The sequence below is a fragment of the Candidatus Moraniibacteriota bacterium genome (genome assembly GCA_016699425.1).
GTDB lineage: Bacteria > Patescibacteriota > Minisyncoccia > Moranbacterales > UBA1568 > SSEF01.
Genome location: CP064975.1, coordinates 187,214 through 212,787, shown reverse-complemented (window position 1 = coordinate 212,787; position 25,574 = coordinate 187,214). Strand labels below are relative to the sequence as shown.

16 protein-coding genes, 2 tRNA genes, 2 rRNA genes and 1 other annotated feature are annotated in these 25,574 nt (G+C 53.0%); of the genes, 4 read left to right on the top strand and 16 right to left on the bottom strand.

The features are described 5' to 3' along the window. Window positions 1-140: 140 nt before the first annotated feature. The 10 genes from IPJ68_01020 to IPJ68_00975 all read right to left on the bottom strand — a co-directional run bounded on the left by IPJ68_01020 (window position 141) and on the right by IPJ68_00975 (window position 13,326). A tRNA-Leu gene (locus IPJ68_01020) sits at window positions 141-224 on the bottom strand. 200 nt (window positions 225-424) lie between these two features. Then, a complete protein-coding gene (locus IPJ68_01015; GenBank protein ID QQR78843.1) occupies window positions 425-1,486 on the bottom strand; it encodes a mannose-1-phosphate guanylyltransferase in 1,062 nt (353 codons plus the stop codon). A 16-nt stretch (window positions 1,487-1,502) separates the two neighbouring features. Continuing rightward, window positions 1,503-2,531, bottom strand: a complete 1,029-nt coding sequence (locus IPJ68_01010) for a bifunctional phosphoglucose/phosphomannose isomerase (protein ID QQR78842.1) — start codon at window positions 2,529-2,531, stop codon at window positions 1,503-1,505. Between the two features lie 114 nt (window positions 2,532-2,645). After that, window positions 2,646-4,244 carry a hypothetical protein gene (locus tag IPJ68_01005; protein ID QQR78841.1) on the bottom strand — a complete coding sequence of 533 codons (1,599 nt, stop codon included), beginning with the start codon at window positions 4,242-4,244 and terminating at the stop codon, window positions 2,646-2,648. A 122-nt stretch (window positions 4,245-4,366) separates the two neighbouring features. After that, window positions 4,367-4,603, bottom strand: a complete 237-nt coding sequence (secG, locus tag IPJ68_01000) for a preprotein translocase subunit SecG (GenBank protein ID QQR78840.1) — start codon at window positions 4,601-4,603, stop codon at window positions 4,367-4,369. 145 nt (window positions 4,604-4,748) lie between these two features. Then, complete coding sequence (gene rodA, locus IPJ68_00995) at window positions 4,749-5,882, bottom strand: rod shape-determining protein RodA (GenBank protein QQR78839.1); 1,134 nt, start codon at window positions 5,880-5,882, stop codon at window positions 4,749-4,751. Next, entirely contained in the window at window positions 5,879-6,730 is an 852-nt protein-coding gene (locus tag IPJ68_00990) for a hypothetical protein (GenBank protein ID QQR78838.1), read from the bottom strand. The genes rodA and IPJ68_00990 overlap by 4 nt, the downstream gene beginning before the upstream one ends. Before the next feature lie 402 nt (window positions 6,731-7,132). Continuing rightward, window positions 7,133-7,239: ribosomal RNA gene (gene rrf, locus IPJ68_00985) — 5S ribosomal RNA — on the bottom strand. Between the two features lie 193 nt (window positions 7,240-7,432). Then, window positions 7,433-11,961: ribosomal RNA gene (locus IPJ68_00980) — 23S ribosomal RNA — on the bottom strand. Beyond that, window positions 9,606-9,763, bottom strand: a sequence feature (16S ribosomal RNA rRNA prediction is too short). It overlaps the preceding rRNA gene by 158 nt. 702 nt (window positions 11,962-12,663) lie before the next feature. Beyond that, window positions 12,664-13,326: a hypothetical protein gene (locus IPJ68_00975; GenBank protein ID QQR78837.1), complete on the bottom strand. Its 663-nt coding sequence runs from the start codon at window positions 13,324-13,326 to the stop codon at window positions 12,664-12,666. Window positions 13,327-13,520: 194 nt separating this feature from the next. Here IPJ68_00975 and IPJ68_00970 point away from each other — a divergent pair, with 194 nt between their 5' ends. After that, window positions 13,521-15,476 carry a lamin tail domain-containing protein gene (locus IPJ68_00970; protein ID QQR78836.1) on the top strand — a complete coding sequence of 652 codons (1,956 nt, stop codon included), beginning with the start codon at window positions 13,521-13,523 and terminating at the stop codon, window positions 15,474-15,476. 80 nt (window positions 15,477-15,556) lie between these two features. Here the strand turns inward: IPJ68_00970 and IPJ68_00965 are convergent, their stop codons facing one another. Both IPJ68_00965 and IPJ68_00960 read right to left on the bottom strand, forming a co-directional pair. Beyond that, window positions 15,557-16,327 (bottom strand): hypothetical protein, encoded by a 771-nt coding sequence (locus IPJ68_00965; protein QQR78835.1) that lies wholly within the window; start codon window positions 16,325-16,327, stop codon window positions 15,557-15,559. Window positions 16,328-16,427: 100 nt separating this feature from the next. Continuing rightward, window positions 16,428-16,498 (bottom strand) — tRNA-Gly (locus IPJ68_00960). 333 nt (window positions 16,499-16,831) lie between these two features. Here IPJ68_00960 and IPJ68_00955 point away from each other — a divergent pair. The 3 genes from IPJ68_00955 to IPJ68_00945 all read left to right on the top strand — a co-directional run bounded on the left by IPJ68_00955 (window position 16,832) and on the right by IPJ68_00945 (window position 20,444). Further along, window positions 16,832-18,277 carry a DUF4012 domain-containing protein gene (locus IPJ68_00955; protein ID QQR78834.1) on the top strand — a complete coding sequence of 482 codons (1,446 nt, stop codon included), beginning with the start codon at window positions 16,832-16,834 and terminating at the stop codon, window positions 18,275-18,277. Window positions 18,278-18,372: 95 nt separating this feature from the next. After that, window positions 18,373-20,106 carry a threonine--tRNA ligase gene (locus IPJ68_00950; protein ID QQR78833.1) on the top strand — a complete coding sequence of 578 codons (1,734 nt, stop codon included), beginning with the start codon at window positions 18,373-18,375 and terminating at the stop codon, window positions 20,104-20,106. Between the two features lie 59 nt (window positions 20,107-20,165). Continuing rightward, window positions 20,166-20,444, top strand: a complete 279-nt coding sequence (locus tag IPJ68_00945) for a hypothetical protein (GenBank protein ID QQR78832.1) — start codon at window positions 20,166-20,168, stop codon at window positions 20,442-20,444. Window positions 20,445-20,525: 81 nt separating this feature from the next. Here IPJ68_00945 and IPJ68_00940 read toward each other — a convergent pair whose 3' ends face one another. The 4 genes from IPJ68_00940 to IPJ68_00925 form a co-directional block, all read right to left on the bottom strand. Further along, complete coding sequence (locus IPJ68_00940) at window positions 20,526-21,062, bottom strand: thermonuclease family protein (protein ID QQR78831.1); 537 nt, start codon at window positions 21,060-21,062, stop codon at window positions 20,526-20,528. Continuing rightward, window positions 21,059-23,593, bottom strand: coding sequence for an HAD-IC family P-type ATPase (locus IPJ68_00935; GenBank protein ID QQR78830.1), 2,535 nt, complete (start codon window positions 23,591-23,593; stop codon window positions 21,059-21,061). Before IPJ68_00935 ends, IPJ68_00940 begins: the two co-directional genes overlap by 4 nt. A 126-nt stretch (window positions 23,594-23,719) precedes the next feature. Continuing rightward, complete coding sequence (locus IPJ68_00930; protein ID QQR78829.1) at window positions 23,720-24,061, bottom strand: RNHCP domain-containing protein; 342 nt, start codon at window positions 24,059-24,061, stop codon at window positions 23,720-23,722. Between the two features lie 70 nt (window positions 24,062-24,131). Then, on the bottom strand, window positions 24,132-25,394 hold the full coding sequence (locus tag IPJ68_00925; GenBank protein QQR78828.1) for a hypothetical protein: 1,263 nt from the start codon (window positions 25,392-25,394) through the stop codon (window positions 24,132-24,134). Window positions 25,395-25,574: the final 180 nt, after the last annotated feature.

Genomic DNA, 25,574 nt, shown 5'->3' with positions numbered 1-25,574 from the left:
AGACAACGAGAAGACAAACGTCTTCCGCTGTCAAATTAAAAGGATAATAAATTATTACTGAAAAGTGCACCCGCCCGAGGCGGGCAAAAACTCTGTAAAAGTTTTGGTGGCTTTCGTTTTCACGAGAGCACCCTTTTCTGTGCCGAGAAGAGGACTCGAACCTCCATGCTCTTGCGAGCGCTAGCACCTGAAGCTAGTGCGTCTACCAATTCCGCCATCTCGGCCTCTTTCGTCCTTCTGTTCGAAGAGGCGACACCTAAATATTGTATTGAAGAACCCCTCTGCCTACCAGGAACCCTGGCCCCGAGGGAACTGATCTCGATCCGTTACGGTACTACCTGAAATCCTGAATGAAGAGTCACAATCCGTATCATAGTAGCACACAACGCGACTATTCCCAATCAGCACAGCATTTTCCAGACTACTAACAACACTTGTCCTCATCATGCGTGTATTCGATCTCGCGGGCGCCACTCGTCTTGAGTGTCTCGACGATTTTCCGCACCTCTTCTGTCCGTCCACGACGGCAGACGAGGATGCTGTCCGGAGTCTCGATGATAGCCAGATTGTCGACACCGATAGTCGCGACGAGTCGATCGCTCGCACTATGGACAAAGACATTGTCCGAATCAATACCGATATGTCGGGTTTCAGCGCGTGTCCCGCCCGAGATCTCTGCCAAGGAGTCAAATGATCCGATATCACTCCACCCGAAATCACCTTCAAAGGCGATGACCGAGGATGATTTTTCCGAAACTGCATAATCGAACGAGATGGAGGGCAAATTATCGAAGCCTTCGACGAATGAGCCCCACGTCCCTGTCATGCCAGCCGCGATTTCCGGAGCATGCTGTTGTACCTCCCGGATGAAGGTCTCGATACTCATGAGGTACATCCCCGAATTCCAAACATATTCACCCGATTGCACATACTCCATGGCGACCGCCTTGTCGGGCTTCTCACAGAACTGAACGACGTGGAAGTGACTATCCTCCGGCACTCCAATCTTGATGTAGCCATACCCAGTCTCGGGGGTGAGTGCTCGAATGCCAATCGTCCCGACGCTCTCCCCGACGCTATCAAAGGCCGTTTTGAGAGTCGCGAGATAGCTCTCGACATTTCCAATATAGTGGTCAGATGGGAGAAACAGCACCTTCTCGTCCATCCCAATACCTTTCTCAGACTGGAGGTATTTAACCGCACAGGCCATCGCCGGAGCAGTATTCAAACTCTTCGGTTCGATGATAACCTGACTTGCCTCGAAGGTTGCATCGATCTCATGGATCTGTTCCAACACGTTGGAGAAGCCGTCCTGATTGGTCACAAAGCAAATCCGCTCCATCGGCATGAGCTTGCGCATGCGGAGATAAGTCTCTTGGAGCAGCGAATGCTCACTATAGAGTTTCAGGAATTGTTTCGGATGATTCTTCCGGGAAAGCGGCCAGAGCCGAGTACCGGATCCGCCACAGAGGATAACACTGTACATAGACTATTTCACGCAATCAGTCTACCAAGAGTCCCTTGAGCTTCTCGACCATTTCCACCGGAGTGGGGTCCTGGCCATATCCAAGGGCAAGATAGTACGAAGTAAAGTCGCCCAACGCGATACTCTGAAACATCTTAGTATAGACGGTTTCCCCATCCATGTCAAGGACTTCAACTTCGACCCCCTGCTTCCGGAGCAAGTCGGCGGTAACCGCGAAGCGCTTCAGGTTCGCCGGGTGATCATCCACGTCGCGCAGCATGAGGACGTAGAACTGACCCTGCGGCAGAGTCCAGCCCACCATTTCGTTGTGATTCAACTCAGGAAAGAAATTCCAGAAGGCGGGTGTTTTTGCATTCTCATTCAGCTTGATCTTCCAGATCATGGCCACCGACTTATACCTCGTCGAAGTGTAGATGACCGGCGTTTTTCCCGCCATTTTCAAGGCCAAGGCTTTCCCCTGTTCTTCGATCGATCCCAGTGCCCGCTTGACCGCGGCTGCTTCGTCCAAGAGCTCACTCGTCATATCCGGCACCAGCCCCTGATTGACGAGGATTTGGAACATCGCACCAAAGAAGTACCCCGTCCCCATCCGTGGCTGAAAGTTTTCTGACGGAACAGGGAGCTTCACATGCGGTACTCCATACTGCTGAGCCATGGCTTCAATCTTCCCGCCACCCGAGAGAGCGATGCAGGGTAGTCCATGTGCCAAAGCCTCCTCGAAAGAACTGATGGTTTCCTCGGTATTCCCCGAATAAGAACAGAAGAAATTCAGACACTCATCATAGGCCTCATGAGGAAGTGTATAAAAGCGATTTTGAAAAATAGAGAGCCGGGGGGTTATTTCCTTTTTTCGACGGGCGAGGTCGCTGAGGTAGACACGGAAAAGATTGCCCGGCAAGGCCGAGCCTCCCATACCAGAAATCTCAATCGACCGAAACTTCCCCTCGACTCGGATGTCTTTCGCGATCTCAAAACCGGCCCGGAGCTGGTCAGGGCCATCAAGGATCATCTGTCGGAGATTGCTCGTATCCAGAGGGTGTGTCATAGGGGCATCCAATTAGCAATGATACATTTTCAATTCTCAAACAATAACTTGATTCTTCAGTCTGAGAATTTTAATCGTATCCTTGGAAATCGTTTAGAGATTAGGGATTTAAAATTATTTCTTCACTCGCTTTGTCTCGATATACCAAGTCGTGATATCTGAGAGCCGAGAGGAGGAGAAATTGATCGGATGAACCTCGATACCTTGGACGGCATCCGAAACGACATACAGGTAATTCGGACTGTAGAGGAAAACCGCCGGGTGCTCACTTGCGATGATCGCTTGGAACCGCTGAAAGGTCTCTCGCCGTCGCTCCGGGTCGAGCATCTCACGGGCATCGGTCAGCAATCCGTCAACTTCCTTGTTCTCGTAGAAGGCGAGATTCAGTCCCGGATCATTCTTCTGACTCGAATGCCAGAACGAGTACGGATCCGGATCGAGCATACTCCCCTGACCGAAGAGGAGTGCCTGATACTCTCGCGGACGGACGATGTCCTGCTGGAGATCTGCCTGCGAGAGGACCTTCACCTCTGCCCGGACACCGATCGCCTGCCAGCCCTCACTCAGCATATCGGCTGTCCGCATGAGCTCAGTCCAATCCGGCACGGCCAATTCAAACGTGAGCGAGATCCCATTCTTCGTGCGGATGCCATTTTCCTCGAGTTTCCAGCCATGCTCGTCGAGCAATGCGTTGGCCCGGGTAACATCGAAGGAGATCTCCGCCGCGCCATACCCCTGAACAAACGGCGGGAAGGGTCCTGATGTCACGATCCCATGCCCCTGGAGGGCTTCCGCCATGATGTGCTGACGATCTGTCGCCAGTGCCAATGCCTCACGCACCTCATCATAAGCGAGCGCTTCACTCTTGTTCGTATTGAGGAACACCGCAAACAATCGAGGGAGCGGAAATTCGTAGAGCCGGGTGGCCTTTTTGGCGAGCACCGCTTGGGCTCGTTCATAGCTCACCGAATGCATCCCCATCACTTCCTGGCGATCATAGGCCGCGATGAGGCTGTCTTCATCCGAATAGAAACGGAAGGTCACCCGATCGATATAGGGCACCCCGGCAAAATACTCCGCATTCGATCGGAGCCGGATCGAGAGGATATTCCCTTGCGAATCCTTGTCTATCTCATCAAACTGGTACGGTCCCGATCCGATCGGCTGCGATAGGTTGTAATCCGCAAGGGTGAAATTGTCTGGAGCGATATCTTCCCAGATATGCTTCGGGAGGATACCGACGGTGAGGTTCTCGAGAAAACCAAAGTAAGGCTTTTTCAGGGTGAAAACAACGGTATACGGGTCGGTCGCGGCTGCCTCCACTCCTTGCCAATTGGCCCGGAGCGGACTCTTGTATGCCGGATCCTGGATCGAGCGGACGGTGAAGACGACATCGTCCGCGGTAAGTTCTTCGCCGTCGTGGAAACGCACCCCGGGGCGGAGGAACACCGTGTACGTCCGACCGTCCTCGGACACCTGATAATCACTCGCGATATGCTTTTCGACATTCCCCGTATCACCGTCGCGGAAAAGGCCCGCATAGAGCAGTTGAGCAAGATCGGCATCGGCGTCACTCGTCTGTGAGAGGATCGGGTTGATATAGCGCGGCTGTGCGGCGACTCCCTCAATGTACTGTCCGCCGAAATCAGGCACCGATTGTGTCAGGGCCAGGTATCCAGCACAAAGCCAGAACAGGAAGGCGCCTGTTGCCATTACCGAGAGAACAAAAAAAATGATCCGGTCTCGTGTCGAAAGGGCATGGTAGATCCCTTTCCAGGCTACGAGACGGCGCAACGATACAGGGAGTAAGGGTGAGATACTCGTATGGTTACAGATTAGAGGCCAGTAGAAGAAACCGTTGAGAGACGGACATTGATCATGGCCAGGACGAAAAACGCTACCGCCAAGCCGATGGTCGCATAGACCAGAAAACGCTCAAAACCACGTTTGGTGTAATAACCACCGAAATCACTCCCGAAGGCACTCCCCAGTCCCGAACCGCGGTTCTGGAGAAGAATTGATACCGTAAGAAGAATAGCAACCACAGCCTGAGCGATGAGTGATGCTCTCATAGCGAAAGAATATACGCGGTCGAAATCATGTTAGCCAACTGTCTTTCTCCATTGAGAAATACAAAAAAGGCTTTTTAAAGCCTTTCTATGCTATCAGAAATACGATTCTGAGTCAATCCGTGATGAGAAATAAGGCTTGGTCAGGCTATAAATCGAGGCCTTGATATTCGAGTGAGACTACACGGTCGGGGCGTTCTTCACGATAGCGGTATACCGAGAGGAGGAGACCCAATTCCAGGAAAAACGCTAACAGAGCACTCCCACCATACGACAGGAAGGGGGCCGGCAACCCCGTGACCGGTAGAAACCCCATATTCATACCCAGATTGATGAGGATATGGACGAAAAAGAGGGCGAGTATCCCCACCGCGATGAGGTACCCGGTATTGTCTCGCGCCACCTGAGCAATCCGCATGATCCGATAGAGCAGGAGTCCGTAGAGGAAGAGAATCAGCCCACCCCCAATGAGTCCGAGTTCCTCTGAAATAACCGCAAAGATGAAGTCAGTGTGCCTTTCTGGTAAGAAATTGAGCTGTGACTGCGATCCATGACCGATACCCTTTCCCGAAAGCCCACCCGACCCCACAGCGACCATCGACTGGAGGACATTGTAGCCGCTCCCCTTTGGATCAAGTTCCGGATCGAGGAAGGTCTGGAGTCGCGCTTTCTGGTAGTCCGCGAGGAAAAACCAGCTCGTGCCGAGGAGGGCCAAGCCGAGGAGGCCGAGCACAAACACATGCTTCCAGCGGATACCCGAGACGACGATCATGGATAACCAGATGAAAGCCAACACAAGGCCCGATCCGAGATCGGGTTGCCGCAAGACGAGGAGGATGAGCAGCGCCGAGAGGAACAGTGATGCAATGAGCCTCGTCCACTCACCGAGTTCCGAGTGTTTCTTCGAGATGAAGCTTGCAAGGAAAACCACCAAGACGAGTTTCGCGAATTCCACTGGCTGGATCTGGAAGCCCCCGAGAGCGAGCCAGCCGACCGTACCACGAATCTCAGCTCCGAGGAAGAGCACAACAAGGAGAACCGCGATCGTCACGAAGTACAGAAGTGTACTCATCCGCGCAAAATGACGATAATCAAGCGTCCCGATGAAAAACATTAGTCCGACGCCGACGACCGCCACTGCGAGCTGCTTACCGAAATAGACATTGCCCGACACGGTCTCCGAGAAACTATAGAGAGCGAGCAGTCCGATGCTCGTGAGGAGCAAGGCCGCCGATACCAAGACTGCATCCGTGCGAGCGAGTTGAGCGAGGGCACTCCTCATAGGCCTTGCCCCCCAGGAGTCCTCGAGGGAGTGTCTTCAGGGACATCATAGCGCTGGATGAAATTTTCGCTATCGAAAATATCCGCTTCTACCTCAGCATCCACTTGAGCGACGGTGCCGGCGAAGGACTGTGGGAATGGCAGGATGATATCCATTTCGCGGCCAACATTGACTGTCTGCATTTCGGTCTGATTGGCGGCCAGTGGTGTGCCCGCCGCATCACGCAGCACCACCTTGATTTGGATCTTCCGGAGATCATAGGTACTCTCATTGACGAGTGTCCCCATCACCGCCCCGAACGCAGCCTCATTCGGATGTTCGACATAGCGCTTACCATAGATGTTGAGGGCCGGCTTGGCCCGGTGTTCTCGCAGGCGCGCCCATTGGAAATCCGACAGTTCAACGACCGCCTTGGTCGGGACTTGCGCCGGTTCGAGATTGAACGCAAGCAAAGTTTTCGTTTCTTGCGGCAAGATAAAGCTCGTCTCCTGCACCCGACCAACCTCTTTGCCCGCTGCATCACGCAACAGGAGCGAATATTGGAAACTCGACGCGCCGATATCGTTGTTCGGATTAAAGACGCGCGCGATAACATCATACCGGCCTCGATCGGTTGGAATAAACGTAATCTCTCGCACAAGGAGGTCATTGCCCACGATCCGGGCAACACACGCATTGGTGCAGATACCGCCGCAATCCACACCCTGTTCGTCCTGGTTTTGCACGCTATCAAAGCAGGTCGCTTTCGGCTTGAAAATGAAAAATATCCCCGCACCCATAAGGAGCAAGATGAGGAGATACACGACGACAATCGTCAGACGCTTGGTATCGCGGGTGAAGGTCAACATGGGGAAAGATTCGAAATCAAGCCCATTATAACACAAAAGCCCCATCGAAATGAGGCTCAGTGTTGTGAAGAAATGCTCTGGAGAGGCGAGGGGGAGGGCCTATCCGTTTCGCTATTATGGGCAGGCACTTACTCTGGGCCTTTGGTCCGTTGGTGTCGAATCTCACCGGACCCTAAGCAATTAAGATCTGCCTGCTGCAAGCAAAACTTCTGTCCACTCCCACCTCACCACAGCATTCCTGTTTCGTGGAGGATCGGATTCATTTCAACTCAGGGTTCCCTGCCTACCGGCAGGCAGACTGGCACCCGCCCGCATCGCTACGCGAAGCGTTTCGGACAGGCCGACCTACTCTTGCCCGGAGGCTATCCCGCCCTGGCGGGACGCTGACTTTGAAAAAATAGTTCTCGGCACTGGCCTACTCTTGCCCGGAGGCTACCATCGGCGCTGAAGTGCTTAACTGCCGAGTTCGGAAAGGGATCGGGTGTTTCCACTTCGCTAGAAGCACCGAGAACTATTTTTTCAAACATCGAGTTCAGAAAGGTATCGGGTGTTTCCCGGTCGCTAGAGGCACCCACCTCGACTCGCGCTGCTTATCGACGCGAGGCGGGCCAGAAACTCTGGTTTGAAATGAAGCTGCAAAGTTGTAAGACTGCAATGGAGACGAGAGGGCTTTTCAAGCACTCTTCACCGCCAACTGAATACAAATGAAAGTGGTATGGAATCGTATTAGTATTGCTCGGCTGAACCCCTCACAGGGCGTACACCTGCAACCTATCAACCTGGTCATCTTCCAGGACTTCCTCCCTCACCAATTTTGCGCCATAACTTTTCCGTTATGCACTTCTCGTCCAGTTATTGAGACGGTCATCTCAATAGATTTAAACGAGGTTTTTGTTTGCGCCTTGCGCTGCACAAAATTGGTGAGGGACGTGACCTTATCTTGAGCTCGGCTTCCCGCTTAGATGCTTTCAGCGGTTATCCTGCCCGAACATAGCTACCCTGCGGTGCCCTTGGCAGGACAGCAGGCACACCAGAGGTTCGTTCTTTCCGGTCCTCTCGTACTAGGAAAGAGTTCTCTCAAGTCACTTAACGCCTACAGCAGATAGGAAACCAACCTGTCTCACGCATGGTACCACCGATTGCTCGATGCATTGGACTATAGCTTATGGAGAGATGATAGATGTTAGATGTTAGAAATTAGATGAATTTCCAAACCCTTCATCATCACCACTATCCATGCTGACGTTTAGTCTCTACGGGTGTTACTCATCATGAATTTCGTAGAAAGCATGAACCCGGTTCAGGTTCATAACTTTATCTCATTAAGGCAACAGGATCTTCCCCTGCGTCCATCAACTTACTGTCGGCGCTGCGCGCAGTCTTTACGACTTAACCGACAACAGACTTGATGTGTCCTAGTCTCTTACGAGACACTAACGCTCATGGTGCACATGACGTCAGTCGAACGTTACCTTAATTCATTGAGATTACTCTCTACGAAACTCACAACTTTTACTTCCCTCGGTATTATCCAGACAACCTTTGATAGATGTCGGACTCCACCGAAATGAGTCAGCTTGTTCCTTTTTTCCACCGTAAAGTGAAAGAAAGGACCGCCGTGATGCGATTGATTTCTTATCGTTGTTTCAAAGACGAAAATACCTTTGATGTCTTCTACCTCGGATTCAAACTGTGAAAAAGCTAAATGCTTTAACCGACAACCGACAACTTTCTACTCACAACAAAAATGCATTCCAATTCTGTTGTAGGTTGTTTATTGTTGGTTACTCAGTCAAGCAGCTTCGCTGCTTCACGGTTTGAACCCAGCTCACGTACCGCTTTAATTGGCGAACAGCCAAACCCTTGGGAGCTTCTCCACCCCCAGGATGCGATGAGCCGACATCGAGGTGCCAAACCCTATCGTCGATATGGACTCTTGGATAGGATCAGCCTGTTATCCCCAGGGTAACTTTTATCTGATGATCTTCCACACTCCTACGAGTGATGGTCGGTTCACTAACTTCCACTTTCGTGACTGATCGACTGATGAGTCTTTCAGTAAAGCAGGCTTGTGCGTTTGCGCTATCGGCCCGATTTCCATCCGGGCCTAGCCTACCTTTGTAAACGCCTCCGTTGCTTTTTAGGAGGCGACCGCCCCAGTCAAACTACCCGCCAGGCACTGTCCCCCCACCAGATTATGGTGGCAGGTTAGAATTAGAATTCTTGCAGGGTGGTATTCCAGTGTTGACTCCACGCAGGCCTGAACCCGCGCTTCAACGTCTCCCACCTATGCTCGGCAACAAAAACTCTAAGTCAATACCAAGTTGTAGTAAAGCTCCATGGGGTCTTTTCGTCTTGCTGCAGGTCGACGGCATCTTTACCGTCATTGCAATTTCACCGGGATGTTCGTTGAGACAGTTTTCAAGTCATTACACCTTTCATGCGGGTCAGAACTTACCTGACAAGGAATTTCGCTACCTTAGGACGATTATAGTTATCGCCGACGTTCACTGGCGCTTCGGGGATTGGCGTGAACCGCTCCCGTTAACGTTCCAGCACTGGTCAGGTGTCACCCCCTATACTTCCCCTTGCGGGTTTGCAGAGAGTTGTGTTTTTGGTAAACAGTTGCTTGAAAAACTTTCGCTGCGCCCGACTTTACATTCAAACCTTCAGTCCTCACGAAGAAGAAATTGGTCGGGGAAGACCAAGGAAAAAGAAACGTAGGAATTACGGAGGGCGTGAGCGCGTGCACGGGGTATCTAATCCCTGCCTTGGAGCGCTCTCCGCCTGATCCAATTGGAAACGAATACCGTGATTACCGCGGCTGCTGGCCACGGCTGTGGTTACTGGCGCGGCGTTCGCCGGGCCACTTCATGGGCTACGAGGACTGGATCGTCATCCCCACCTTCCTCCGGTTTGTCACCGGCAGTCCCAGCTGCGCGCTTCTCGAATTGCAGAAGAGCAGCTAGCAAAGGGGTTGCGCTCGCTCTCCAGCATCTCACGACACGGAGCTGACGACAGCCATACAACACCACATGTTCCACCTTCGTTCCAAAAATTCCTATTTCTCCTTGACTTCCCCGATTGACTCATCTTCTTCAATGATTCTGAAGAACTGAATGTAAAGCCGGGAAGACATATTGCGAACTTACGTCTAGCTTTTTTGCCTAGTTCCTTAACGAATGCTCTCCCGTTCATCTTAGGCTACTCGCCCTGTCCACCTGTGTCGGTTTGCGGTACGGATAGAGTTTTACATAACTAAGAAGCTTTTCCTGGCACCGTGCTCTCTTCCCTTCGTCCCGCCGAAGCGGGACCACGCCCATTTCCATCGGATACGCGCCATGCGGATTTGCCTACATGACATCCTCAGAAACACGACCCCAATCCAATAAGGGGCGAACGATACAACGATGCGTCACTCCTTCGAATAAAACCCTAGTTCAGGAATATTAACCTGATGTCCATCGACTACGCCTTTCAGCCTCGCCTTAGGACCGACTAACCCTGGGGTGATCACCATGGCCCAGGAAACCTCGGACTTTCGATGTGTGAGGATCTCACTCACATTGCGGTTACTCATTCCAACATTCTCACTTCCATGCGCTCCACGGTCAGTCGCCCTTCCGCTTCGGTGCACATGGGACGCTCTCCTACCACTCCGTCTTGCGACGAAATCCGTAGCTTCGGTACTATGCTTAGCCCCGTTACATTGTCGGCGCAGAATCTCTAGATGAGTGAGCTATTACGCACTCTTTAAAGGATGGCTGCTTCTAAGCCAACCTCCTCAGTGTCTGAGAGTTTCCACTTCCTTTCCCACTTAGCATAGATTTAGGGACCTTAGCTGACGATCTGGGCTGTTTCCCTTTTGTGCTACGAGCTTAGCCCCGTAGTACTGACTGCCCTGTTCGTTATCTCGAGTATTCGGAGTTTGGTTGAGACACCTACGCTTGCGCGCGGAGTCTCATCCAGTAGCTCTACCCCTCGGATAAATATACACAGGACGCTAGCCCTCAAGCTATTTCGGAGAGAACCAGCTATTGCCGAGCTCGATTGGAATTTCTCCCCTACACTCAAGTCATCCCCTCGTGTTGCACAGCGAGTGGGTTCGGGCCTCCACGTGGTTTTACCCACGCTTCACCCTGCTCAAGTGTAGCTCGCCCGGCTTCGGGTCTTGTCCATACGATTATAATTTCGCCCTATTCAGGCTCGCTTTCACTATGTCTCCGGAACTCGTCATCCCTTAGACAAACCGTACAGAACAAACTCGTTGGATCGTGCTGCAAAAAGCACGCCGTCACCGTACCTCAATTCTATCCACTACAGAATGCCACCTATCCGCCAAAAGAATACAAACAATCAATTTCAAATTCCGAAAGTATTCATGCACTTCATTGAGGAGGCGAGGATACATTGTACCTTCACCGTTCGAGGAATAACCACTCTAGCTAGGGAGAGTGGAGCGCGTAACGAGTCTCGAACTCGTGACCTCTTCCTTGGCAAGGAAGCGCTCTACCAACTGAGCTATACACGCGCCGTTTTTTCCTCAATGAAATGCATGAAGTTTCAGTCATTGAAACTGAGTGTTGTTTGGTCAGCGGTTACGCGGGTCATTCCGTACTCAACAGAATTGAGGCACGGCTCCGACTCTTTGTTAGCAGAGAGTTTCAGTTCTATTTCACCTCCCTTTCGGGATGCTTTTCACCTTTCCCTCACGGTACTAGTTCGCTATCGATCTTATGCAATGTTTAGCCTTGGAAGTTAGTGCTCCCAGATTCAAACGGGGTTTCTCCGGCCCCGCCCTACTTAGGAACTGATGCATCAAGTACAAATCGTTTTCGGATACGGGACTATTACCCCCTGTGGTGGTCCTTTCCAGAACCTTCTCCTAACGATTGTACTGGACCCCGATCAATCGAGTCCATCAGCCCTGCAACCCCACTCATGTAAACATGGTGGTTTAGGCTCTTCCGCGTTCGCTCGCCACTACTGACGGAATCTTTATTAATTTCTTTTCCTCCAGCTACTAAGATGTTTCAATTCACTGGGTTTGCTCGGTAGCCCTATGTATTCAGACTATCGTTCCGGTATTGCTACCAGAGGGTTGCCCCATTCGGATATCCTCGGATCACAGCTTGGTTGACAGCTCCCCGGGGCTTTTCGCAGCCTCCTACGTCCTTCGTCGCTTGCATAAGTCAAGGCATCCACACTCTGCGTTGGTAACCTGCTTTCATTTGAATGTCCGCCAATGCTCTATTGCTAGAACACTCACGGACACTTCAGTTGACGATGAAGAATGTTTGCGCAGACTTCACCGTTTCTTCTATTGCTTGCCATACCATGTCCCTTGACGAAACATGATACAGCGACCTTACAACGTTGACTTTTGAGTATACTCGCCCTAGCCCCGCGCATGCGGCACAATATTCGGCGTACTCACAAAGACTTCAATGATTGTTAAGATTTCTTGCGCGGAAAGATGAATCCTGGAGGAAGTTTCACCCCATCACCACACCTGGCTTCTATCGTTACTCACGACAGATCAGAGATGCTGCGAGAAAAAACTTTTGCCTCATAACCATACCTCGGCAGGTGTGGTACGGGGCAAGCCCAAACCTCTCTCTTTCCGAACAAGCTTGTTTTCAAAAAAAAATCCGGTTCTGAGCCGGTATACACCCTACTCAATCGATCCGTATTTAGTTACCGTTGAGTTCCACAGTTGAGTAATGTTTTGCCGTTTCTAAAGCGGTTTCTCTATCTTATAGAAGCGATCAATTACTGTCAAGTATTCCGCGGTAAGACATCCAAATGCGTCTTTATGGCAGGGAAAGCGACTGGCTTAAGAAAAGAAAAAACGTCACAAGGCGGGGTCGCCATGTGACGCAGTGTCCATAATGATGGACGCAAATGAACTCAGCCGGACTATTTAGTCCTGTTTACGCGGACCGGCGGGTAGCGCCATTGGATTCGGCGCGGTGACGTTCGGCCCGACCGGCGGCGCCCAGCAAATCAGCAAAGCCCTCACCTCCCATGAGGATAGACATGAGGATGTCTTCAGCGCCCGGTTGACGGTCGCGGCCGAGCTTTTGCCCGACAGCGTGGACGAGGCTGACGAGATAGCGCATACGGCGTTCGTCCACCGCGTCCGTTGACCCGGCAAAGATGAGTTCGACGGCTTGCTGCAAGTCGCGAGCAAAGCCATCGTTGTCGTCGGAACGATTGACGATGGCTTCGAGCTTGGCCTCGGTCGACGGATCCCGGAAGGAACCGAGTGCGCCCCGCGGATCGATGTGGAAACGCACCAGCCCCGGGCTCGGGAGTTCGCGGTACCACTGCAGTTCGCGTAAGCCAGCGCCCTCGCGCACCTCGATCTCGGTGCCGATGTGGTCGTGCACCAGGCCATCGCTGTTGCGGAAGACCTGCTCGTGCTCGACCCAGCGCCACGGGCCCTTGGAATCGCGAATGATTTTGACCTCGTCGGCACGGACCGAGAAGTCGTAGCGATAATCGCCGGCACGGGCCAAGACCAGGATCTGGCGGTTCTGGCAGCCACCGCAGTTCAGGTTCGTGAGCACATCACCGGGACGGAGGCCGTTCATAGCACGGTTGAGCTGATTTCTGGACATGGCCATTTCTTGCTCCTAATAGTCAAGTTGTCGAAGGGCTGTTTTCTGCACAAACCAGTTGGTTGGCAGACTGGTATCTAACTATGAATGAAATTTTTTGTCAAGACTGGAAATTGCTGGCGGATCTGCTAGGCTGGAGCGTTCAGAAATTTTACCCATATCCGGTTATGTCCGTACGCTCTTATTTCTTCGCCCTTAGCATCATCATCCTCCTCGCTCCGACTCCGGTATTCGCCACGGTGATACTCAGTGAAGTAGCGATCGCTGGTGCGAAAGCCTCAGACGAGTTCGCCGAACTCTACAATAGCAGCGACACAGCCGTGAATCTGTCGGGTTGGAGCCTGCGCCGGAAGAGCGTCAGCGATATGACCGCTACGGGTAGTTCACTGAAATCGTTTGGCAGTACTGACAGCATCCCTGCTCACGGATATTTCCTCTGGGCGAACAGTGCGAGTATGTATAAGGACCATGCCGATGCGACAACCGGCTCGAGCCTGTCGGACAACAACAGCCTCGCGCTGTATGACAAAGACGATACGCTCATCGATTCGCTCACCTGGGGCACCGGGCACGCACTTCCCTTTGCACCGACGCAATTTGGCAATCCCGCAGAGAAAGAAAGCTTCGTCCGTGATCCTGTCGCACTCACATGGTCCAAGACGATCAGCCTGACACCGACAAACTCGAGAGGTGAGCTCTTTGTCGTCACCGATGAAACCGTGGGCACCGGAACGAAACCCAGTCTCTATCAGTTATTCATCAATGAGGTCCTACCGAACCCAAAAGAAAAGGGTGACGCGGGCGAATTCATCGAGCTCTACCACCCCGGCATGGAAACTATCGACCTCTCCGGCTGGGAACTCCGTGACGCTCCAACGACGGGGAAATATGTCTTTCCCGACGGGACGACGCTTTCCGCCCTCAGTTATCTCGTCATCACAGACAAAGAGTTTTCCTTGTCACTAAACAATTCCCACGAAACGCTCTCACTCAGCGACAGCCAGAAGCGGCTCGTGCATCGGGTACAGTATGAGAAAACGAAAGAAGGCGTCTCCCTCAATCTCGTCGCAGGAGTACTCCGTGGGGCGCGCAAACCGACACCGGGTGCGGCGAATAGTGAGAATACCGATCCAGTGACGAAGGAACGCGTCCCGAAAAAAGGCCACCGCAACTTCGCGATCGAATTCCGTGCCCGCGGCAAGGACACGGACGGCGACAAGTTGAAATTCACCTGGGACTTCGGCGATGGCCACAAAAGTTTCAAAGAAAATACGTCGCACAAATATGTGAAGTCCGGACGCTACACGATCACATTGACGACCGATGACGGTATCGATACGACGCGAGAGACGTTTGATATCAAGATCGAGAAATATGCCGCGCCGAAAGTCCGCATTGTTTCTCTCTTGCCGAATCCCAAGGGCAATGACTCAGATTTAGAGTGGATTGAGATCGAGAATCGGGAAAAACGCGAAATCAATTTAAAAGGTTTCAGTATCGCGACGGGAACCAAGAAGAAATCCATCACTAATCACCCGATCCGCGAAGATTTCATCATCCCACCGAAATCCGTGAGACGGCTCACCCGCGCGCACTCGCTCTTCACCCTTGGTAATGAGCGTGGCCATGTCGAGCTGCGCACCCCGGATGGCAAAGCCATTCAACACCTGAAATATAAGTTCGAAAAAAGCTTAGCCGACGATACCCTGTTGAGGAAGGAAAAGGGTCAGTCACTCGTCACCATCACGACGCCAGCCGAACCGATCGAGGAGAGCGCGGCTGAAGATCCCAGCACCGCACCAAGCGAAGAAACCGAGGCAACAACGAATGTGTCGGACGAAACTGCTGCTCCGACACCTACCAGCGAGACGATGGGACCAGAGGATGTCCCCCTGCCAGTTGAGGGAGCCCATGACCCGGCGCAAGAATCCATCAAATCATCTTCTGAGTTCTCGGTACTCTTTCAGAAGCTTCATCTCTCCCGCGCGACGTTCCCACTCTCCCTGTTCCCATTCGAACTCTTTGAAAGCGACGATTTCCTCGCTAACTGGCAGAGCAGTTTGAACGGATTCTTGAACGATTGGCTAACCGAGTCATCGGTCGCGACGAAGGAGGCCGAATAGTCTGAGGTGAACCGCTGACGGTACTCATACCTCACTGGCGCAGCAGATGGTGTGGAGTCGCCAACACACGTGGGAAACACCTACTGTTTCTCTGAAGTCTGGGGGGCTGGGGTAACCATGACTTCTGGAACCTTGGCCTTGGATGCAGCCGAAGTCTCGGGATCGGGAACAACCAACATCTCTGCGAGTGAGGTAGTGACGACCGTCCCCGGAGTCGCCGTCACCAGATCAAAGGTCTGATCATAGAGTGAGCGGTAGACAGCGACAAGCGCGAGTGAAATGACTGGTAATGCGATCAGAAGCCCGACACCGAGTGCCAAAGCGCCGAGGAGGACGACGCCCGCAGAGGCAAAGCCGAATCCGATGAGGAGCCACTTCACTCCGTCTGTCATCTGACCACTCGCCTTCAAGGCGTCAAATGCTCCCATCTTCTTGTCGGCAATGAGAAACCCGTAAAAGCTATACTTCACCGAGAAGTAGATTCCTGGAATGATGAAGGCAATGAGACCGAGGCACACGATCAACACATAGAGGATCGAGGCTCCGACATAGGGAATAGTTTCTTCGCGCCAGACAAAGAGGTCGCGCCACGCTGGTTTCACATCGTCGAAGAGGCGGATCGTGATGACGAGAAAGTTGAAATTCAACCAGATACGGATCAGGAATCCGATGAGTTCGAGCAGACCACTCGTCGGTTCGATGCCCTGGTATGGCCCTTGTGCGATCGCGCTGAACAGGCCGCTAACTACGAGAACCGTCATGTAGGCTACGATGAGAAACACCCAGTGCTCTTTCAGCTTCGCCCAGCCGGCCCCAAACGCCTCGCCGAATGAGAAATTCTTGTTCGCCATATATTTCCTCCAGTATACCACTGCCGTTCAGTACTAGGCGAGATACGTAAATCCCTGCCGCCGACAGGCAGGGAACCCATGCCTCACCTAAAAAACATTGAGCGGGTAACGAGAATCGAACTCGTCGCTTAACCTTGGGAAGGTCACGTATTACCACTATACTATACCCGCTAATTGGAAACTCGAAGATTCGCCGTATCTAATTAAGGTCATGCATGGCTGCGGTAGGCAGGTACTATACACAGTATATATGCCCGAAACACTGCGCGTACCACTGCGGGCGGGCTAATCTCGCCTGATTCGACGCCCTGATCGTATTACCAATCAGAGTGCGAAACACACTCTTTATAGCTCATGCGCGTGAGCAAATCAAGCGTTCGTCAAAGCCCGCACTTCTTGGTATCATTGGGGAGTATCAAAATAGATTTTTCTCATCTCTCATACCAACTTGGTTCACCACCGCACCTTTTGTCTTTGAAAAAATAGAGAACTCAAACAAACATTATGGCAATACATTCCAGCCAGGAGCGCTACTCGCCAGGAAAGGTGTCATGGTTCACTTGGAAGCGTTTTTTTATCGCCCTCACTCTCATCATCATCCTGGCCGGCGGTGCGACGGTTTTTTTCGCCAAGGATCATAAGCAAGAGTTTGCTCTCGGCGGCCTCTCTGCCATCGCCAAAGTCTCCAAATTCCTCCCCCTCGAAGCCGATACGAAAAAAGAACTTGCCGCCGTCAACCAGCTCGCCGAAGCGCTCCTGAAGAAGGACGGAATTCAGCGCACTTATCTCGTGCTGCTTCAGAATAATTACGAGCTCCGCCCCGGCGGCGGCTTCCTCGGCCAGTACGCGATCGTAAAGGTGAAAGACGGTCAGGTCCTCTCGACCTTCGTCGAGGATGCCAACTTGCTCGACCAGCGCATCACGGTGAAAATTACACCGCCCTATCCCCTCACCCGCAAGCTCCAGCTGAAACGCTGGAAGATGCGCGATTCGAATTTTTCGCCGGATTTCCCGACCAACGCTGCCAAGGCTGAATATTTCTATCGACTGGCTGGTGGTGGTCAAAAATTCGATGGAGTGATCGCGATCAATGCCAATGTCTTCGACCATGCGCTCGTCATCACCGGACCGATCACACCACCGGGTTACTCCACTACTTTCACGTCCGACGGTGGTGCGCTGAAGCTCGAGGAAGTGGTGGAAAAGGCCTATCTCGGGGATGATGTCGCCGCCGAATTGAAGCAGAACCGCAAGGCAATCATGAAAGTCCTCGCCACCGAGATGGTGAAGCGCCTCGCCACCGTCGAGAACATCCCCAAGATGATCGAGTTCGCTCATCGTGAGCTCGGAGAGAAAAATGTCATGCTCTCCTTCAAAGACACTGCGCTCCAAGATATCGTCGCTGGCGTGAAGTGGGATGGTACGGTCAATACCGACTGGAACAATGACTACCTCATGCTCGTCGATGCCAATCTCGGTGCGCTAAAGAGTGACTACTTCGTCAGTCGTTCCGTCGACTACACAGTGGACTTCACGGGCGAGAAACCAATCGCCACGCTCACCCACACCTACAAACATCGCGCGACCTATGGGGACTGGCGGACGAGCGACTATCACTCGTACTTACGTGCATATGTCCCGAAAGGGGCGAAGCTCCTCGAGCGTCAGCTCGTGAGTTACCCCTTGACCGATGAGGCCTTCAATAAGACGTTTTTTGGTGTCTTCGTCGATGCAGTCATGAATCACGAGACGCCGGGCATGATCAAGTATGAGCTGCCCGACACCATCAAGGAAGAAGGCTATCAACTCTTGCTCCAGAAGCAGTCCGGTGTCGGCACTACCCCCGTGACCATCACCATCAAGCGCAAGGATGGCAGTGTCGTGAGCCAGTCCGTCGACCTGAAAAAAGACCTCGTTCTCTCGTTCCAGGAAGTCGAAGAGAAGAAGTAATTCTCTGACTGTCGCTACTCCTCGCCCGAAGCCGCCCTTTCCGATGGGGCGGTTTTTTGCGCAAAGTCACAGTTTTGGCTAAGATACATAGCATTATGGCTTCGATACAAGAAAAACGACATTCTCTAGCTCACCTCTTGGCCATCGCCGCGCTCGAGCACGATCCGAAGGCCCTGCTCTCGGTCGGTCCAGTAACGGAAAACGGATTCTATTACGATATTCAATTTTCTGAAGGCCGAACACCTATCCCGGAAGATTTTCGGGCTTTTGAAAAGACCATGCGCAAGCAGGTCAACAAGAAACTGCCCTTTGTCCGCCAAGATGTCTCGGTAGAAGAAGCTCGAACCCACTTCAAAGGCAACCCATTCAAACTAGCCATCATCGATGATCTAGCTCAGGTCGGCACGCCCATCACCCTGTACACAACCGGTGACTTTACCGATCTTTGCGCGGGTGGGCATGTAGAAAATACCAGCGAGATTGATGCGCAGAGTTTTATGCTCACTCATTTGGCCGGAGCATATTGGCGGGGTGATGAGAAGAATCCTATGCTCACCCGAGTGTACGGACTGGCTTTCGAAACAGAGACTGATTTGCGAACCTATCTCGCCCAGCAAGAAGAAGCCAAGAAGCGCGACCATCGCAAGCTAGGCCGAGAGCTTGATCTTTTCACACTTTCCGAACTCGTCGGTTCCGGCCTTCCGCTCTTCACTCCCAAAGGCTGTTTCCTCCGCGACACGCTCGCTGGCTATTCCCAAGAACTCCAGGCCAAGTACGGTTTCGAACGAGTCTGGACTCCGCATATGGCTCGCACCGAGCTCTACAAACACTCCGGCCACTATGAGAAATACCCCGAGCGTTTCGAGGTGACAAGCGCTGAATCCGACGATGTTTTCATGTTGAAACCGATGAATTGTCCGCACCACGCTCAGCTCTTTGCGAGAAAACCTTGGAGTTATCGCGAACTCCCCGTGCGCTACATGGAGAACACCACCAATTACCGTGACGAAAAAAGCGGCGAACTCCATGGACTCGCGCGCGTCCGATCGCTTTCTCAGGACGATGGCCACGTCTTCTGCCAGGAAAAAGACATGGAAACGGAACTTCGAAATGTCGTCCTCATGGTCAAGGAACTCTACACTACGCTCCGGCTCGATTTTTACGCGAGACTCTCGTTCCGCGATGATTCTGACAAATTCTTAGGCGATGCCGCAACCTGGGAATTGGCAGAGTCTGTCATAACGAAAGTAGCCAAAGAAGAATCTCTCGAAGCGATTCCCGGCCCAGGAGAAGCCGCCTTCTATGGCCCGAAAATTGATTTCATGGTCCGGGATTCCTTAGGACGAGAATGGCAGTGTGCCACCGTGCAGCTGGATTTTGTCCAACCAGAACGCTTCGGTCTCGCCTACGTCGACTCTGATGGGGCAGAAAAACGGCCGGTGATGATTCACAAGGCACTCCTTGGATCACTCGAACGCTTTCTCTCCGTCTACATCGAGCACACCGCAGGCATATTCCCGCTCTGGCTCGCGCCGGTCCAGGTGAAGGTTCTCCCAATTAGCGAGAAGCACCTCACCTATGCCGAAGGTATCGTGACCGAGCTCTGGAAATCCGACATCCGGGTCGAACTCGACCGAAGTGATGAGTCCCTCGGGAAGAAAGTCCGCAATGCCAAAGTCGAGAAAGTCCCTTACATCGTCGTCGTCGGTGACCAAGAAGTCACTGCTGAGACCCTTAGCGTCGAGCATCGGAGTGAAGGCAAGATCGGGGCCCTGACACTGTCAGATTTTCTCAGTCGCCACCAAACTGAAATTACTGAAAAGAAATAACTGAGTCGCTCACTTTGAATTTCTCCGACGCTATCAGCTAACTACTAACGACTTACTCTATGTTCTGGCTTTTTGGTGACAGCGACAGCAAAAAGGTGACCCGAGAAGAATTCCGCGAATCGGTCATTCCGAGGCTTCGTGATCGCGGTCTGTCCGAGGATGATATCCGTTATGTCCGCGCCGTGCTGGATGGTGATTTGAATGAAGACGGGATGCAAAGTGGAATATCAGAGAAAGAAATTGACCGGCTTGTTGAGAACCTGAAAACCAATGCGCCAGGCCACTTCTCAGATGAGAATTTGAAGAAGGTTGAGGAAGAGCTCCGCCGCAAACTCTAGAGTCTCATCGGTCAGAAGGCGAGAGTCCCAGGAACCACTCAGTTCCTGGGACTCTTTGTTTTTCGCGGTCGAGCAACGCGCCTACGGACAAGCCTGGGTAGCCCAACGGCCTTGCTGCTCCGCTTTCGCTTGGCGTTCCGCATCGTCCAAACGCGCCTGATTCTGAATGTCCGGACGATACGCCACCGACTTCGCATACCCCTCACGGACAATTCTCTCGTTCACAAATACATCGCCCTGATAGACGTAGCGCAAGAGCCGCGCATATCGGTCGCGGTCTGTTCGATCACGTTCGAGCCTCACGGCTTTCCCCTCTATCAAACCCTTGAGATACTCGCTCGACTCCCGCGCATAGCACTCGACCGGCGTATTCGGCTTCACGCTCTCCGGCGTATCGACACCGATGAGCCGCACCCGTTCCCCGCCTTCGATTTCAAAAGTATCGCCATCGATAACACGGGTGACTCGGACCTCTGCCGTACTCTCTGGTATCGCATCCGGGACACGCCACTCAGGAAGGATACCAGTTTCTTTCTGATACAAGAGTGCAGCAAGGAGGAGCCCCGCGAGGAGAACCTGATACATTTTCTCTCCCAACACCCGCCGCAGCACCGTCATATAGCTTTGCCTCGAGCGGCCTCAAAGTGACGGACATAGTAGCGCTTCACCCCCTCCGTGGCGACGAAGTAGAGCCCCGCGAGCATCATCACAACCATGATGATGTGCCCGCTCTCGGGGGAAAAGTGTAATACCTCTCGCCCGACCCTCGTTTCGACAACTCCAAAAGCTGCTACAAGTGCGAGGAAGGAGAGTCCGATGAGCGCCCACGAAGGCCGCCGGGCGGCGAGGAAAAATGACTTGGTCCGAAGCGAAAAGATCAGGATGATCTCCGTCACAAGCGAGAGCATGAACCATGCTGTCTGAAGCGCCGGCGCTCCCTCGCGGTAGAACATCGCGAAAAGTGCAAAATCGAAGAGCGAACTTACAAAACCGAAAAAAATGGTCATGAGGACCACCGAACCGACCTGATAAGAGCGCGGGTTTCCGAGTTCCTCCTGATCGACATTGTCAGTCGCAACAGCGATCATCGGGAAATCTGACAAAAGGTTGAGGAGGAGGATCTGAATCGGTAAGAGCGGGACAAATGGAAGGAATAGAGACGCGAGCGCGACAGAATAGAAGTTTCCGAAGTTTGAAGTGAGCGTAATACGGAGATACTTCAGGATATTCGCAAAGATGATCCGTCCTTCCCGCACACCCTCGATGACCGTGCCCAGGTTACGCTGGAGGAGGACGATATCCGCTGCTTCTTTGGCGATGTCCGCCGCGCCCTGGACAACAAGCCCGACATTCGCCAGTTTCAGCGCCGGCGCATCGTTAATGCCTTCGCCGAGGAATCCGACCTCGTGTTTCTCTTGCAAGAGACTGATGATGAGGTGCTTCTGCTGGGGCGATACCCGAGCGAAGACATGACAGCGCTCGACTTGCTCCCGCTGGAGCGCCGCCGAAAGGGCCTCCAACTCAGCTCCGGTGATAACCTCCTCAGCGACGTCATTCACCAATCCGACGGATTTGGCGACCGCTGCGGCCACATCGAGGCTATCCCCAGTAAGGATCTTCACCGAGATACCGAGCGCCCGAGCGTCAGAGATAGTCTTGGTGGCAGATTTCTTGAGTGGATCGAGGAAGGCGACCATCCCCACATAGGTTAAGGCGTCCTCAGCTGTAGCATTGATGACACGTTTCCTTGGCAACAACCGGGTCGCGACTGCAAGCACGCGTTTCCCTTCTTTGCCCGCAGCATTCCCCCAGCCGATGAGGCGGGATCGATCTGAATCCGAGAGATCAGCGCAACGCCCGATGATTTCCTCGAACGCCCCCCGCACGATCAAGGTCGTCTTTCGTTCGAGCTGAACCAACACGCTGTTGCGGCGACGTCCTGGATCGAACGGGAGTGAATCGATCCGGGCGACGCCCGCCACGCTGATCTTTTCCGCTTCCGAGAGCGCGTGCCAGATGGCGAGATCAAACGGGTCATGCAAAAGCGCACGATTGATCGGCGTCTGAACCGAGGCGATACTCGCCATACGGAGACAGGCCGCGCGATCAACTGCCTGCACATCTGCCACCGCCAGCGCATTCTCGGTCAGTGTTCCGGTCTTGTCCGTGCACAAGACGCTGATGCTGCCCAGATCCTCGATCGCTGACAAGCGCTTCACAACAACCTTCTTCTGGGCCAGACGGATCGACCCGCGTGAAAGCGTCACGGTCGTGATAACGGGTAGCGCCTCGGGGATGACGGAGACAGCCAGTGCCAAGGAGAAAATAAGCAACTCAGCCACATTCGTCTCCCCACGCCGGAGGAAAATATTGGCGATGAAAATGAAGAACAGTGTCCCAGCGACGAGACGAAGGATGAAGCGACTGAAATGATTGATCCCCTTTTCGAAGGTCGTCTCATGACGCGGTTCTTCGGTCATGGTCGCGATATCTCCAAGCGATGTCTCCTTACCAGTCGCAATGACGATACCTTCTCCACGGCCCGAGGTAACGACGGTTCCGGCAAATCCGATATTTGCCGCTTCTGACTGCTCCGCCTTAGGAAAAATGAGCGGAGCATGTGTCTTCGCGACCGGTACTGACTCACCACTCATCACACTCTCATCGAGCATGAGTGCGGTCGAAGAAATGAATCGGATATCCGCCGCTAAACGATCCCCCGCTTCGACCAGCACGATATCCCCGGGTACGACGCTTTCATTTTCGACCAAGAGAACTTCCCCTCCCCGCCGAACCCGTACATGCGAGACGAGGTATCGGCGGAGGAGACGGATACTCTGTTCCGAATGATATTCCTGATAGCTCTCGAGCGCGACATTGATGAAGACGAAGACGAGGATGAGCGCGGCCTCGAGCCGCTCGCCGAGAATGAACGACAGAAGCGCCGCCGCAAGCAATAGGTAAAGAAAAGACGAGCGGAAGCGTCGCTTGAGCATCGCCGGCCACGGCGAAACCTCTTCCGTCAGGCGATTCGGACCGTATTCATTGAGCCGTTCCCGGACTTCTGCCTGTGACAGGCCGCTTTTCCGCGAGCCGAGCTCGATGATGATGTCTTCCGACTCCGGCAGAGCCATCTTTTTCCACTGCATACCTGGTTATGTAGCCTTTCGATATTCCACGCAGGAATATCCGTCGCCATTATTTTTTATTTTTTTCTCCCTACCTGCTCTCTCACTGCCACCGAAGGAAATAAGTCTCAGTGCAACGCACAGCGTTCACCTCCCAGTATAGAACCGCTTCCGATTGGCTGCCTGCTGAAGCGCGAGCACGGCCTCAAAATCATCGGCTGCGACGACCTTATTCTTGCGCTCATGGCCACAGGTCTGGCAACGGTGCAGGATCTTCCATCCATGACCGAAGGGCTCGATACCGACCGGCGCCATCATCCCGCCACATACCGCTGTACGATCACCGGGGTGAATATCAACATGCTGGCTGTAGAGGCAGCGCGGGCAGTGATTGGTAAACCCATTACCAACGACATGGAACGAGCACTGGGCGCAACGGAAATCCTCAGCACATTTCTGAAAACGCTTGGTCGGGAGAGGTTCATCCATAGTCTTCAGTATATCACCCCACCCATGCCCCGGGTGTGTTGATATACCAGGGTGCACTGTCTCGCCCGACTCACTTTTTCAGGATGTCATTGATGGCGTCCTCATCCTGGCACGAGTACTTGCGATGAGCTGAATAGTAGCGTTTCTTTGGCCCGTAACAACCATTGTTCTCACGGTGGAGTGTCGCCATGAGTGGCAGGAGGAAACCGACCCGTTCCCGACGGAAACGGTCATGGAGCCGACGCATCGTACTCGCTCGCCGGTCCTGACTCATCCGGGTGAAGACGCTCATATCATCACCAATCTTCCCGCTCCAATCGAAATGAACGAAAACATTTTTCGCCTTGTCCTTGTAGGTTGGATGCCAGAGGAGCGCCCAACACCAGTCGCCCGGCTCTTGCCACCAGCGGCTATGGCATGAGTTGTCCTGAACTTCACCCGTGCTGTCAATCCCCACCCCGCCTTCGATAAAATCAAAATAGCCGAGATACGTCGGATCGGTGATATCGTTTGTCTGTGCCCCAATGATGATCTCCATCCCGCGAAACTCCGCATACTCACGCATTCCGCGGATGATATCCGGGATGATCGCCTGAGACAGATCACTCTTCTCCTGATAAAATATTTGCCCGAACAGAAAGCTCTGAACACCCATATCCATCGCTCGCTCGGTGATGTATTTCAGGTACTTGCGATATTCGAGTCGTTCAAAGGATGGCTTGCAGGTGTGTTCACCCCACACGTTCTTCGTCCCGTTGCGACACATCTCCTTGAACTCAAACTCGCGCTCCTCGGCCGGGAAATAATAATCCTCATTCGTTGAGATCGCCTCGGCGATGAACATGCCATAGACGATATCCTTGCGTTCGATCTTCGAGACGATCTTCCGGGCCAACTTGAAATCCGGCGGCTTGAGCCACGTCTCGAGCGCGCGGTGCAAGTAGTAGCATTCGGACCGATTGACGAGCGCGATGGCGCTGTTGATATCATCACCGTAACCCGAGAGAAAGCCATCCGCCACGCAACCCTTGTACTTCATCCGATCCATCGATGGCGGTGGAGGCGGAGGCAAGGGCGGCAACTCGAGCAATTCCTCAATCGGTTTTTCAGCCTCTTCGGCTTCCCCAGCAGCCTCATCCCAGACGACCGCCGGATTCACCCACTCGGACAGTGGCTGCGGATTCGGCGCTGGCTCCACTGCCGGAGCCGGCTTCGGCCGCATGAAGAGATAGGTCCCGCCCAAAGCAAAGACCACAATAAGGGCAACGATGAGGGCCTGAAAGGAAAGAAAACGCTTTTCCCTCCGGTCCATGTTTTGGCGAAAGGCAAGCATATTGGTGTTGTTAGTATACCGCAGAAACAAAAAAAACCTCGAGCGAGGCAATTACACTGAGCGAGAGACCCGCCACCGCTCTGCAAGCTTTGGCAGGGCAAGCGGGAATCTCTTAATTGTATTGAGTTTATCGTATCTTGAGAGGATACCGGAATCCCCGCCTGCCATACCGTGAGCGAG